Below are 13539 nucleotides of genomic sequence, written 5' to 3'. Positions count from 1 at the left end.
AGTGTTATGCTGTTTTTTAACCTGTTGGGTGGAGTTCAGCCAGTAAACGCTTTATCAGAGTCTGGATCGATTGATCCGTTAAAACGGGAAATTTGGCAGTTTGTTCAGGACAAAAAGTATGGAAAGGCAGCAAATGCGTACGATCGTTTAGGCAGGCTTTACCATCAGCGCTATGGGTACAATAAGTACACCATGGATTCATACCTGAATGGATTGAAATATTATAGCCTAGTAGGTGATTCATTGGGGTATTACAATGAGCATATCGTTATCGGTGATTACTATACGCATGATTATTTTATGCACTTGTATGCGGAGAAGTACCTGTTGAAAGCGCAGCAGTATTTTGAGCAAACCCACAATATCCCTAAAGTCATTGAGTGCCGATTGGGACTTGCCAACATCGCTCAAAACAAAGAGCCAATACCTGCCGATCTGCTGACTCAATTACGCAAAACTGAGCGATTGAGCCGCCAATATAAACAGACATTTTCACAGGCTTATGCCATGAATCTACTGGCCAACACCTATTCACGCGTCAAGAAGCCAGATTCGGCCGATTATTTCGCGACTAAGAGTCTGGCTATGTCGCATCAATTGAAAGTTAACTGGCTCATTGCCCTAAATTATTTTTATCTAGGAATTGTCGAACAGTTCCGAAACCATTCGACCGAAGCGATTGGCGCCTATCAGAAGAGTTTTAAACTAGCCGAAGCGGAGCATAATCTGTCTATGCTACGGGAGCTATCCAGGCACATGGCCGATAGCTACTCGCGAATGGGCGATGACAAAAACGCATATGCAGCCTCGTTAAAGGCACTTGATTTTACGAACCAGTTTTATACATCCGAACAAACCAAAAGCATTCGACTCCAGGAATTGGATAGTCAGATCAAGACACTAGCCGTAGAAAAGCAATTGATCGAAGAACAAAGTCACAATCAGCATGTGCTGAACTCCATGCTGGCAATCGGATTGATTATCAGTGTATTAGGCGTAGGCGCTCTGGTATTCTTACGGCGTCAGCAAAAGTTGATTGCGCATCAGGAAACGGTTATTGCGCAGCAACAGATCCGGCAATTGGAGCTAAAATCGTTGCGGGCTATGATTGAGGGGCAGGAAGGCGAACGGAGCCGCATTGCCCGTGACCTGCATGATGGTCTGGGGATTCAACTATCCAGAATCAAGTTGTTTGTTGAGGCACATCAGGAGCAATTACCCTTGTCAGTGAAAGAACCCTTAAACCAGTTTTTAGATGAAGCCTGTACAGAGACCCGGTTGATTTCCAATGATCTGCGTCCGTATGCCCTATCTACGTTTGGGCTTATCCCCGCTCTGGAAGATCTGGTTCAAAAATTAAATCTGGTCAACCAGACGAAGTTAATTCTGGAACATTATGGTGAAGTGCCAAATCTGGGTGACGAGGCCTCTGTCATGATCTACCGGGTTGTGCAGGAGCTACTCAATAACGCCCTTAAACACGCCGACGCCAAAACCGTGACGGTACAAGTCATGACCAGCGATGAAACTACATTAATCAGTGTCGATGACGACGGTAGGGGAGCAGATTTCGAGAATATACCGTCCAAAGGCAATGGTATCGCCAATATTAAATCACGCATCGCTTACCTGGGCGGACAGGTTATGTGGCAAAGTGAAGCCGGAAAAGGTACATCCGTCATGATTTCACTGCCCATGCACAAGTTGCTTAAAGCCATTCCAGTCATCAGCTAAACGCTAATACATCCGACTGGGGATCAGTCAGCAGGTGAATTATAATTAGAAATATCTACTAAGTCTATTGAACAAGTAAATTTTAATTTTTTCCTCATGATTAAACATGTGCTTTCAGGGGTCTTCGTCCTGAGTAGCTGGATAGTTGTCCACGCCCAGGAGAGAGCCATTACCAGTGCATCAGCGGAGAAGAACCCGCCTGCACTGGCGACTATAAAATCAACCAAACCTATCGCTAATACACCTTTAGATATCAAGGCCCTGGTAAAAGGAGTGGTATCTGACGAAAAGGGAAACACGCTTCCGGGCGCAACTGTATCGGTGAAGGGAACGACGTTGGGAACCACGACCGATGTGGAAGGTCGCTTCTCGATCAATATGCCAGCAGGGGCAAAAGTGCTGGTGATTTCCTTTATTGGCATGAAAACGCAGGAAGTTGAGGTTGGTACGCGGACCAATCTCAACATTACGCTCCAAACCGCCGACCAATCCCTGGACGAGGTGGTCGTTCGCATTGGCTACGGAACGGCAAAGCGGTCGGATGTTACGTCGTCAATCACGACCGTGAAAGCAGCTGATTTAAAAGATATTCCAGCGGCTGGTATCGATCAGTTGCTTCAGGGTAAAGCCGCCGGGGTAACCGTCACCAGCAATGGTGGCCAGCCCGGTGGTGGCGTCTCGGTTAAAGTGCGTGGCGTTACGTCGATCAACAGTAATGATCCGTTGTTTGTCATCGACGGCGTACCGTTTGTAGGAGGAAATACCTCAAATAGTACAGGCTATGCGGGCCTAGGCGGTGGCGATGGACAGACCGGCAATAGCGTGATGGCCATGCTGAACCCGAACGACATCGAGAGCATCGATGTATTGAAAGATGCTTCAGCACAAGCTATTTATGGCTCACAAGCGGCCAACGGCGTCATTCTGGTCACTACCAAAAAAGGCAAATCAGGCGAAGGCAAGATCAATTATGAGATGTACACGGGCGTTTCGGAAGTGGCCCGTCGGCTGGATCTGATGAAGTTACCGGATTTTGCCCGTTATCAGAACGAAGTCCTGCCCATTATCGGCAACCCCGTGGCCGACGAGTTTAAAAATCCCGATCTGTTGGGCAACGGTACCGATTGGCAGGAAGCGGTGTTCCAGCACGGCAAAATCAACAATCACCAGTTGAGTTTTTCGGGGGGCAAAGACCGGACTACCTACTACCTCTCGCTCAATTATTTCGATAATAAGGGCATCTTGCTGGGGTCAGATTTTAAGCGCTATGCGTCCCGTTTCAGCCTGGATACCCAACTCAAAAGCTGGGCCAAAGTGGGGCTTAGTGCCAACGTATCGCGCAGCATCCAGAACGTATCGCTGGCCGATGCCGCCGAAGGAACCATCTGGTGGGGGGCTTCGACCAGTCCGCTGACCCCGGTGAAAAATATTGATGGCACCTGGGGCGGTGGCCAAACAGTGGGGGGCGTCCAGTATAATGGGTCAAACCTGGTCGGTAACAGCCAGTTCCGGGGTAATACCAAAACCTCGAACAATGTTTTTGGTAGCCTATACGCCGAGTTGCAGTTTACGAAAGACCTGTCGCTTCGGAACGAACTCTCTTATTCGTTGGGGCAGGACAACAACGTTGCCTTCCAAAAAGCAGGAAATGTTGGCAGTACGTCGTTTCGCAGCAAATTGATTGACTCCCGTTCGGACAGCTATTACTGGTCGCTCACCAACTACCTGAGTTACAACAAAAATCTCAGCAAACATGGGATTCAGGCCACGGTAGGTCATCAGGTGCAGAATTCATATTATCAGTCTATTTCGGGGACCAAAGTGGATTTGCAGGCCAATATTTTCGATCTCAACACGGGTAGCGCCGACCAGACTACCTGGGGCCTGGGCGGGGGCAAAGGCCAGTGGGCCATGGAGTCTTATTTTGCCCGGGCCAACTATACGTATGATGATCGGTACTCGCTGTCGGCTAGTTTCCGAACGGACGGCTCATCGAATTTCGGCCCAAACAACCGCTGGGGCTACTTTCCCGGCGTCTCGGCTGGCTGGACGATCTCGAACGAGAAATTCATGAAAGGACCCGTCGCCAATGTCCTGAGTTACGCCAAACTACGGCTTGGCTATGGGATAGTTGGGAATCAGAATTTCCCCGGTGGCGCGCCCAATCCAGCCTATGTAGGCGCAGTACAATTCTTCTCCGGTCCGGTGGGCTTCGGTTCATCGAACATGATCAACGGGATTCCCAACCCGGATCTAAAATGGGAGTCGGTGAAAACGGCTAACGCTGGGGTTGATCTAGGCTTCTTTAACGGACGTATCGACGCGACGATTGATGTCTATAAGAAAGTAACGTCCGACATGATCATCTTCCTGACCGGCCCCAACCTGATTGGGGTAGGCGACCAATGGGACGATTTGAAAGCTCCACTGGGTAACGCCGGTCAGATGACCAACACGGGTGTCGACATTGGCCTGACAACCACGAACATCAAAAATGATAAATTTAGCTGGAAGTCGAACGTCGTATTTACGCAATTCACGAACCGCTACGATAAGGCAGCCAGTGCGGCTTCGGCGCTGGATGGTAAGGTGTATTACAACAACTACCTGATTACGCACACGACTCCCGGCAGTCCGGTGGGCTCGTTCTGGGGATTAAAAACGGATGGTTTATTCCGTACGCAGGCCGAACTGGACGCCAGTCTCCCGCAGTTTGGCTATAAAGTGAACCAGACCGAAACCTGGCTGGGTGATGTTCGCTTTAAGGATATCAATGGCGATGGCAAGATTGATGCTCAGGACTATACGTTCATTGGTAGTCCGCTGCCAAAATTCACTTGGGGCTTCACCAATACCCTCAACTATGGCGACTTCGATTTCTCGCTGTTCCTGCAGGGCAGCCAGGGTGCCAAAGCGTTCAACTTCCTGCGCTGGCAGTTGGAGGGGCTTAATAATGCCTATACCAATCAGCTAAACACCGTAACGGATCGCTATACCGATGCCAACCCGAACGGAGCCTTACCCCGGTTTACCAATACGAACAAGAACAACACGGCCATGTCGGACCGCTACGTAGAGGACGCATCGTACTGGCGCATTCAGAATATTACGCTGGGTTACCGACTGCCAAGAACGCTGCTCAGCAAAGTGAAGGTATCGAATCTGCGGATTTACGGGACGATTCAGAACCTGAAAACTTTCACCAATTACTCGGGCTACGACCCCGAAATCGGCGCTTTTAACAACAGTATCAAACTGATGAATGTAGACACCGGCCACTATCCAAACCCACGTACGTTCACGATAGGCGCCAATCTGCAATTCTAAAATTAAAGAGCGAAAGGGCGATAGAGTGAAAGAGCGGATTGCTGACGCATACCCTTTTACACTCAAGGTCTTTTTCACGATAGGCAGTAATCGCTCTTTCGCTCATTCACTTTTTCACTCTTTAAAAGATGAAACTCAAGCCATTATATGCCCTGATTCTTCCGGCGGTGCTGTTGTCTTCCTGCTCGAAAGATTTCATTGACCGCCCTTCACTGTCGGGCACCACAACCGGAAACTATTATAACAATGCCGACGAAGTACGGGCCGCCACCAGTACGCTCTACAGCGGCCTGCCCTGGCGCAACTACGAAAGCCGGGCGCAGGATGCCATTGGCGACGTAATGGGCGGAAATATGTTTACCTACACCGATGTCGAGTACCTAAACTTCTCGGTCTCATCGGCCTCCGATCGCGTTGGCGCGGCCTGGGGTGCGTTTTACAAGATTATTGGCTATGCCAACGTCATGATGAAAACGTTTGAAGAGAAGAAAGCCGCTGGTGGGGGCGCTGCCTACCTGGACCCCGCCATTGCCGAATGCCATTTTATTCGGGGTACGCTGTATTTCTACATTGCCCGTACCTGGGGAGCCGCACCCATCATCACAGATCCGGGTGCTACGGCCCTGTCTGGCAATTTTAACATCCCGCGTTACCTGCAAAAAGACGTACTTCGGTTTGCGCTCGACGAATTGAAACTGGCCGAAACGGGTTTGCCCGAATCGGACGTACCAGGCCGACTAACGAAATATTCGGCGAAGGGTATGATGGCCAAGTTGTATCTCTACAACAAGGACTACGCAAACGCGAAGGCGAAGGCCGAAGAGGTCATTAATTCGGGTAAGTACATGCTGGTGGACGATTATATGGGTATGTTCACCAAAATGAGCCAGAACAATAACGCGGAAACCTTATTCTCGATTCAGCACCAACTGGCAGGCGACCCCTGGGGAACGGGCAATATTAAAAATCCAGATCGGGGTGCCGGTGCCTTACGTACCGCCGAAGCCGATGCCTGGGAAATGTATGTTCCTTCGCTCGATCTGCTGAAAGAATATGAGTTTGGCGATTTGCGCCGGAAATGGTCGGTAATGGAACAGGGATGGTCGAACCTGAACTGGAAACCCCAGCGTGCCAATTCGCCCAAGTACAATGCGTTTATGGCCAATGGATTCAAGTATGATACGTTGCAACCTACGGAAGATGGCGGCAGTTTGAGCCCTACCCGTTCGAACATCATCAAGTACTTTGCTGGCCCCGGAAAAAGCTTTGGTGGCGAAGCCGTTCTAGGCCAGAACTCGGGCAATAATGTAGTGCTGCTACGTTACGCCGACATTCTATTGATCTATGCCGAGGCTACGTTGGCTGGTGCCGCATCGACCAATGATGCCAAAGCGCTCGACGCACTGAATAAAGTGCGGAGCCGGGCCGGGCTGACACCCAGAACGTCGTTTACACTCGATAATATCCTGCACGAACGCCGGGTCGAGTTTGCCTTCGAGGGCGACTACTGGTACGATATTCAGCGGCAGGGATTCGCCAAAGCGAAGTCAATTATTGAGAAGCAGAACCGGGGAACGGTGACGGGAGCTAACTACATCACTACGTTCACGGAAGACAAGATGTTTCTCCCAATCCCGGCGGGTGAGATCGTACAAGACCCTGAACTGGGAAAAGATCCGGTCCCTTACTACAACTAATTCCGAACAAGCAATCCGATGAAATTGACTAGATTAAATCGCATAGCGGGCTTATTATTTCTGGCGTCACTGACAGCTTTCTCGATAAGCTCCTGCACAAAAGATACGGACGGAAGCCCACAGATTGCCCCCGGTAATCCCGTCGCTACCAAGCTCATGCCGGACTCGGCGGCTGGTGGGTCACTGGTTACGTTAACGGGTACAGGCTTAGGAGATATTCGCAGTATTGTTTTTGAGAAAGGGAATGTACCTGCCGGATTTCAATCCACGCTCAATACGGAAGGAGCCTTACTTTTTCGGGTTCCTTCTGAGGTGCTGGGCGGCACGCAGAACATTATTTTCACCAACAGCGCGGGCAACACCCTGAAGGTTCCGTTCAAGGCACTCGCCTATCCGACGGTAGCCTCGGTCTCGAATTATAACTTCACGAAAGGCACGGTCATTACGCTCACCGGCAACAATTTTGACGACGTAACAGCGGTTACCCTCACCGATTCTATAAAGGGAGTTTCAGATGCAGTAACGATTGTTTCCAAAGCGAAGACCCAATTAGTGGTTCAGATGCCTGCTTCATCACTTAGCCGGGCTCCCCTACGCATCACCAACGGCACTGGTCGAATAACTTCCCCGCAGGAATTTGTGAACGTCGATAAAGCCTACCAAATCTTTACGGATGCGTATGGAACTGGTTTTCAGGATGCTTCCTGGGGAGATGCCGGTGCCATATCGTCTAAAGAGTTTGCTTCGGGAACGGCATCCGTTGGCAAGAACTTTCAGAAAGGCAATTGGCACTTGATCGCGTTTGCCAACAATTCAGCATCAGCTCTTCCGTACTCCGCCGATTACACCTACGTAACAGGTTGGATCAAAGGCGCTTCGGCCGATTACTCGCTTTACCTGACGACGGATGCAGGTAAAGCTGGCTTCGGTGATTTTGTTGAGTCGAATAAAATCAACGTGAAAGCGGGGGTTTGGAATTATTTCAAAATCAAGCTCTCTGACATGGATTTCTGGTTGCCGGGGAAAACGCTGAAGCAGGTCGGTTTCCGTATTCAGGGACCTGACAAACAGGATGAAACTTTCTATTTCGATGATCTCATGCTGGTAAAATAAAGTAGCGGCAGATCTTAACTTCCCGAAACGGGACCGCCCGTGCGGCTTCAAGCTTTCGGGAAGTTCATTTAGAGATATATTTTACCCATATGCTATCACTTTCATTGACTAGATTTGCTCAGCTCCTTCACCCAAAATTACCTGCTTTTCTTCTAGTTATGGTTCTCACATGCAGTCTTTCCAACTGCAAAGCAGCTGAGCCGATTCCAGTAATAGACACAGTACAGAAACCAACAACGCCCGCGCTACCAACTAAAACGTCAAGTCAGCTCGTCAATAGCCAGGCTACCCCATCAACAAAAAATCTATTCACTTATTTGACGAATCAGTACGGCCGTAAGGTGATTTCGGGCCAACAGGATGATGTGGAATATGTACTGGAAAAAACGGGCAAAGAGCCCGCCATTGGCGCGTTTGATTTAATCGACTACTCACCCAGTCGAGTTCAATATGGCGTTACGCCAAGCCGTTCCAGCGAAGCCATTATTAACTGGGCGAAAAAGGGAGAAGGGCGGGGTATTGTTAGTTTGTGCTGGCATTGGAACGCCCCCACCGATTTGATCAATCAGGCACCCGACAAACTCTGGTGGAGTGGCTTTTATACCCGAGCTACTACCTTCGATCTGACAGCTACGTTGGCCGATAAAAACGGGGAGCGTTACAAACTCTTGCTACGTGATATTGATACCATTGCGGTGCAACTCCAGAAGTTTCAGGATGCCGATGTGCCTGTACTCTGGCGACCCCTGCACGAAGCGCCCGGTGGCTGGTTCTGGTGGGGAGCTAAAGGACCTGGCCCATTTAAAGAACTCTGGCAAATCCTGTACAACAGACTGACCAGCGAGCATCAACTGCATAACCTGATCTGGGTATATACCGGAACTGATGCGTTGGCTCAAGACTGGTATCCGGGTGATCAATACGTTGACATCGTAGGGCTGGATATTTACGCAGACTCAGCTGCAGACTTAAACAACAACTGGATCAGCGCACAAACGCAATTTAATGGCAAAAAGCTGGTTGCACTGTCAGAAACAGGTAATTTGCCAAACCCCGATAAAATTCGTGGCGTTGGCACGTGGTGGTCATGGTTTGCCGTCTGGACAGGCACTGACTGGATAAAAAAACAACCACTTGATTTATTGAAAGCGGCCTACTCAGATAATGACGTTATTACCCGCGACGAACTACCGAATTGGCGGCTTCCCTAGCATGGCGAGTTCGATTTCCTTTCGTACTATGTTTATCAATTCCCTTTTCCTGCCGGTTAGAAAACTGAGCTTGTTTATAAGTCTATTTATATCGGTCATTGGATATGCCGCCCCCCGGCCAAAGCTAATTGATACAAAAGCCACGAAGGAAACCCAAGCGCTCTATTATAACCTGCATAAACTAGCCCCAAAACATATATTGTTTGGGCATCAACATGCCACAGAGTATGGTCATGGCTGGAGTGGAGATTCGGACCGTTCGGATGTTAAATCGGTGACGGGCTCTCATCCCGCCGTCATTGGAGTCGACTTTAGTGGCTTATCGGGTCGCTCACCCGAATCTATCGAAAAGACAAAGGCATTCTTACGGAAACAAATTAGTGATACGTATGACCGGGGCGGAGTAGTAACAGTGGCCTGGCATTTTACCAATCCGGTAACCCCGCAAACGGGTTTCAACTGGAAAGATTCGGTTTCGGCACCGGCAGTGGCTAATCTTATTCCGGGCGGATCACATCACGAGCAGTACAAAACAATTCTACAAACGCTGGGTAGTTTGGCGGGTTCGGCAAAAGGGCGGGATGGGAAACTTGTGCCTATGTTCTTTCGCCCTTATCATGAGTTTGACGGCGGCTGGTTTTGGTGGGGAAAGTCCCATTGTACACGAGAGGATTTCAGGACGCTCTGGCGTTTTACCGTTTCCTATCTGCGCGACAGTTTGCAGGTCCACAATTTCATTTACACATTTTCGCCGGATTGCCTCTATAAAACCGAAGCAGAGTATCTGGATCGCTACCCCGGCGATGCGTGGGTCGATGTAGTAGGCGTTGATAATTACGCCGATTTTGGCCGTAATGGCCACTATAATCTCCCGGCTGGCATCGCTAAACTAAAGATCATCTCACAGTATGCCCAGAAGACCGGTAAACTGGCAGCCTTTACCGAAACCGGCCTTGAGTCTATTCCCGACACGACCTGGTGGACAAGCTCATTACTAAAAGCATTGCAAGCGGAGAAAGTAAAGCTTGCTTATGTATTAGTTTGGCGAAATGACATACGAAGCCCCACACACTACTATGCTCCTTATCCAGGACAGGGCAGTGTTGCCGACTTTTTGCGATTTTATCAGGACTCTTACACGCTGTTCGAAGTTGATCTTCCCAACCTGTATCGACGCCGAAAACTGCTTGTTTTTTAAGCGAAATTGGGCCTAAAACCAACAATTTCTATACTATTACCTCTCGTTAAGTCAGTGTCATGAGTCATTTGGCTGCAAATCGGCTGGACTTATTGAGGCTGCTGTTTTAGCTGATACGTTTTCCGTTATCTTAACCTCTGAATAGCTGGACAAAATTGCAGAAACAGGTGGTGCGCCACTGCGATTAGTCCTTTCACATTCAGAAATTATGAGCAAAATCAGGCGAAGTTTTATTCCTGAAGATCGATATTCTATCGTCCAGGAAGCCATTCGCGACGGCCATGCCGAAATCTGTCGTAAGTACAATGGCATGGGCCACCCCGCTATTCCCTTCGTTACGGCGCAAGTGGCGCTTGAAATACCTGAGCAAAGGAAAAGAAGGCCTGAAGGACTCTACCTTCTTCTTATTGATGAGGTACTCTTTTTTTAATTCGTGCGTAATGTACTCATAACCAAGGGCATTGAATTCAATGTCTAATAGGTGCCGAATACTGAGAACAACCTGCTGCTTATCTACCCACTTTCATCCAGCTTCATGGTCATCTGACTGAGTCGGGCACCTACAGTACCCAACTGGGGTTGGTAATAATACACGCTGTCCGTCGATAGCCGAAGTAGCCACCTGCCTGACCGAACTTCGTCAGGAGCTGGGCGTGGGCATTACGTTAGGTATGGATTACCATCACCGGCTGTCGGTGGCCGAAGCCGCTTCATTCTGCCAGAAACTACTAATTGGTACACTCGATTTCCTGGAGGAGTCCATTCGGGGTCAGACTCCGTCAGCCTATCAGATGCTCCGCCAGATGGTGGACATTACGTTTGTCATCGGTGAGGAGTTTGCTAGTAAATGGAATTTCCTGCCTTACATTGAGCAGCATATCACCAACTTCGGACGGATCGACGTGTGCAACGGGGGTAGGCTGAGGGAGTCAATAAAGGTGGCAGGCTGATGCAAAGCTCATTACATTGACATCATGCCCCACAATCCGCTTGGGCCTATTTGCACAGCCGCAACGATCCATCTGGCGGCAGCTATTTCCAATTTTGCCTGGCTCGAAGTGTCCCCCTACGACACGGACTTACTGGGGCAGCGCGCATTTTTCATCAATCTCCCTTTGATGAAAAATGCGGTGTTTGCCATTTCCGACGCGCCAGGCTTGGGCAGATCACGGGGTGTATCCTCTCCAATGAGCTGATCGATACCTTTGCGGTTCACTCGGTGATTATGCAACAGCAGTTGGTGGGATCTAAACTCTGGCCACCGCCCTACATCGTGGCTACGTGATGACCATTGATTACGGGTTTGAATCGGCCGATCTCTATACCCCCAGTCGGCGTCAGGGGACGCTACGTTGTTACCGCAACCATACGACTAATACCAGTCTGTATGAGCAGATTGGTGGTCAGGACATCACCACGTCCATTAACTTCTCGGCCTTAGCGCATTACACTAGGGTGCCAAACAAGGGCTAACCACCTGCGGCTTAATCGATCAAGGCCGTTTTTTGTTAGCGATGGGCTTTGCCGACTTGCTTGAGCAGGCCTTCTCTGGGGAAACCAATATCATTCAGGCCGCCCGTCTCAGGCAGACCTTATTGGTGGATATGGGGACTAAATTCAAAATATTAATTCAACAAAAAGGCGTTACTGGCCAGGGTCTTTCCGGTCTTAGCCTACTCCCTGAAGCAACGAGCTAAGCCATAGCCTTAGGCGAACGTTAATAGCCCAGATTCTGGGTTAACAGCGGATTAAGGCCAACTTCAGCAGCAGGTATGGGAAACAACAGCCTAAATGGGGTAACCATTCGACCATCGGCCGGTAAGTAATTCGCTTGGGCTTTGATTTTCTCGCCAAACGCATTTAAGGTTGCTATTGCCGTACTACTACGAATCAAATCGTACCACCGCTTATTTTCAAACGCTAGTTCGACCCGCCGTTCGTGTAGAATAAGCTGACGCAGGGTGGCCTGATCGGCAGCCTGTACACTTGGTAAACCCGCCCGAGATCGAACTGTGTTCAGCGCAACCAGTGGTGATTTACCCTGTTCATTCTGCGCTTCGGCCAATAGTAACAACGCTTCTGCGTAACGATAAATCGGGAAATTATCAGCCGAACCAGTCAGCGCTGACAAGGGAGCGTGCAAATATTTCTTTATGTACGGAACCGCCACCCGGCCAGCCGGTGTCGTTGTATAGCCCACCACGCTTTTGACAGCCGAGAAGGTAAATAAATTACTGGCGCTATAGGTGCCTTCGGTAATCCCGATGGAGGCCTCCAGCCGTTTGTCCGACGGTTCATACGCGCTGATTAAATCCGATGTGGGCGTATTGACCCCAGCGGCCCCGCTGTTGTTGATGGCGACACCCGTTAGCAACGTGGTATTGGTAGAGCGGGGTAGAAAATTGAACGATAAGGTGTTCGGCGTAGTGCCTGTCGTGGTGCCATCCAGATATTGTACCTCAAAAAGCGACTCTTTGCTGTTTTTATTCGTTGGTAAAAACGCGCTGGCATAGTCGGCATTCAAGCCGTATCCCATGGTAGGTAAGGTAGCCAGTAATGTCTCTGCTTCGGCCCAACGCTGTAGCGTGACCATCACATCCGCCAGCAGTACCGTGGCAGATCCTTTGGTGGCCTCACCGGTTTGCGGAAACTTGGCTGGTACGTTCAACTCACGGATAGCATCGTTGGCATCGGCAATAATATGCTGGTAGACCTGCTCCACCGAAGCGCGGGGCAAAAATGCACTGTTGGCGTCCTTTACTTCGTCAACAAACAAGGGCACGCCACCAAACAGCCGCACCAATTTGAAATAGGCAAAGGCCCGTAGAAATTTGCTTTGTCCATCATAACTGTTCACCGAAGCAGCTGGCAGTCCGGAAGCCGTTTTTAAGCGGGAGATGACAATGTTGGCACGCGAAATGATTTGGTAGAGATACTGCCATTCAGCCGCCGTGTACGAATTGGTTGCCCCATCCTTAAAATCTGAAATGTTTTCCCGAAACACAAAGGCCGTACCCCGGTTGGCCAGCGCCGACTGATAAAAGGTGTTGTCCGAGCGCATTTCGGATAAATAAAAGTCATTGTTCATCAGATCAAGCAGGGGGGCGTAAGCGGCTGTCACGGCCTGCTTAAACTGGGCATCGGTCTGAAAATACGTGTTATCGGTGTAGGCGGCTTTAGGCGACAGATCCAGAAAACGTTGCTGGCAGGCCGAAACCGTAAGACTTATCACGAGGGTATATAAAAGAATCTTTTTCAT

At 49.6% G+C, this 13539-nt stretch carries 10 protein-coding genes and 1 pseudogene; 10 read left to right on the top strand and 1 reads right to left on the bottom strand.

The annotated features are described in order from the left end of the window. Nucleotides 1-6: 6 nt before the first annotated feature. The 10 genes and pseudogenes from BM202_RS16815 (at nt 7) to BM202_RS16770 (ending at nt 11977) form a co-directional block, all read left to right on the top strand. A complete protein-coding gene (locus tag BM202_RS16815) occupies nt 7-1734 on the top strand; it encodes a tetratricopeptide repeat-containing sensor histidine kinase (protein ID WP_093828155.1) in 1728 nt (575 codons plus the stop codon). A gap of 96 nt (nt 1735-1830) precedes the next feature. Then, nucleotides 1831-5061 (top strand): SusC/RagA family TonB-linked outer membrane protein, encoded by a 3231-nt coding sequence (locus tag BM202_RS16810; protein WP_093828153.1) that lies wholly within the window; start codon nt 1831-1833, stop codon nt 5059-5061. Between the two features lie 128 nt (nt 5062-5189). Beyond that, nucleotides 5190-6758, top strand: a complete 1569-nt coding sequence (locus tag BM202_RS16805) for a RagB/SusD family nutrient uptake outer membrane protein (RefSeq protein ID WP_093828151.1) — start codon at nt 5190-5192, stop codon at nt 6756-6758. Between the two features lie 18 nt (nt 6759-6776). Further along, complete coding sequence (locus BM202_RS16800) at nt 6777-7871, top strand: IPT/TIG domain-containing protein (protein WP_093828149.1); 1095 nt, start codon at nt 6777-6779, stop codon at nt 7869-7871. A gap of 158 nt (nt 7872-8029) precedes the next feature. After that, nucleotides 8030-9082 carry a glycosyl hydrolase gene (locus BM202_RS16795; RefSeq protein ID WP_245776693.1) on the top strand — a complete coding sequence of 351 codons (1053 nt, stop codon included), beginning with the start codon at nt 8030-8032 and terminating at the stop codon, nt 9080-9082. Nucleotides 9083-9110: 28 nt separating this feature from the next. Beyond that, on the top strand, nt 9111-10280 hold the full coding sequence (locus BM202_RS16790; protein WP_093828722.1) for a glycoside hydrolase family 26 protein: 1170 nt from the start codon (nt 9111-9113) through the stop codon (nt 10278-10280). Nucleotides 10281-10488: 208 nt separating this feature from the next. After that, nucleotides 10489-10710, top strand: a complete 222-nt coding sequence (locus tag BM202_RS16785) for a hypothetical protein (protein WP_245776692.1) — start codon at nt 10489-10491, stop codon at nt 10708-10710. A 223-nt stretch (nt 10711-10933) separates the two neighbouring features. After that, nucleotides 10934-11476 (top strand): annotated as a pseudogene (locus BM202_RS38240) (enolase C-terminal domain-like protein). Nucleotides 11477-11564: 88 nt separating this feature from the next. Continuing rightward, nucleotides 11565-11753 carry an SAM-dependent methyltransferase gene (locus BM202_RS16775; protein ID WP_093828145.1) on the top strand — a complete coding sequence of 63 codons (189 nt, stop codon included), beginning with the start codon at nt 11565-11567 and terminating at the stop codon, nt 11751-11753. A 41-nt stretch (nt 11754-11794) separates the two neighbouring features. After that, entirely contained in the window at nt 11795-11977 is a 183-nt protein-coding gene (locus BM202_RS16770) for a hypothetical protein (RefSeq protein ID WP_093828143.1), read from the top strand. Between the two features lie 20 nt (nt 11978-11997). Here BM202_RS16770 and BM202_RS16765 read toward each other — a convergent pair whose 3' ends face one another. After that, nucleotides 11998-13539, bottom strand: coding sequence for a RagB/SusD family nutrient uptake outer membrane protein (locus tag BM202_RS16765; RefSeq protein ID WP_093828720.1), 1542 nt, complete (start codon nt 13537-13539; stop codon nt 11998-12000).

It is taken from the genome of Spirosoma endophyticum (assembly GCF_900112365.1).
In the GTDB taxonomy this organism is placed as follows: domain Bacteria; phylum Bacteroidota; class Bacteroidia; order Cytophagales; family Spirosomataceae; genus Spirosoma; species Spirosoma endophyticum.
This window is presented reverse-complemented; position numbering and strand designations above follow the sequence as displayed.

What these genes read in the sequence shown, in the direction of transcription:
- BM202_RS16815 (WP_093828155.1), top strand. Translation starts at nt 7, where the DNA reads ATGCTGTTTTTTAACCTGTTGGGTGGAGTTCAGCCAGTAAACGCTTTA.
- BM202_RS16810 (WP_093828153.1), top strand. Translation starts at nt 1,831, where the DNA reads ATGATTAAACATGTGCTTTCAGGGGTCTTCGTCCTGAGTAGCTGGATA.
- BM202_RS16805 (WP_093828151.1), top strand. Translation starts at nt 5,190, where the DNA reads ATGAAACTCAAGCCATTATATGCCCTGATTCTTCCGGCGGTGCTGTTG.
- BM202_RS16800 (WP_093828149.1), top strand. Translation starts at nt 6,777, where the DNA reads ATGAAATTGACTAGATTAAATCGCATAGCGGGCTTATTATTTCTGGCG.
- BM202_RS16795 (WP_245776693.1), top strand. Translation starts at nt 8,030, where the DNA reads ATGGTTCTCACATGCAGTCTTTCCAACTGCAAAGCAGCTGAGCCGATT.
- BM202_RS16790 (WP_093828722.1), top strand. Translation starts at nt 9,111, where the DNA reads ATGTTTATCAATTCCCTTTTCCTGCCGGTTAGAAAACTGAGCTTGTTT.
- BM202_RS16785 (WP_245776692.1), top strand. Translation starts at nt 10,489, where the DNA reads ATGAGCAAAATCAGGCGAAGTTTTATTCCTGAAGATCGATATTCTATC.
- BM202_RS16775 (WP_093828145.1), top strand. Translation starts at nt 11,565, where the DNA reads ATGACCATTGATTACGGGTTTGAATCGGCCGATCTCTATACCCCCAGT.
- BM202_RS16770 (WP_093828143.1), top strand. Translation starts at nt 11,795, where the DNA reads ATGGGCTTTGCCGACTTGCTTGAGCAGGCCTTCTCTGGGGAAACCAAT.
- BM202_RS16765 (WP_093828720.1), bottom strand. Translation starts at nt 13,539, where the DNA reads ATGAAAAAGATTCTTTTATATACCCTCGTGATAAGTCTTACGGTTTCG.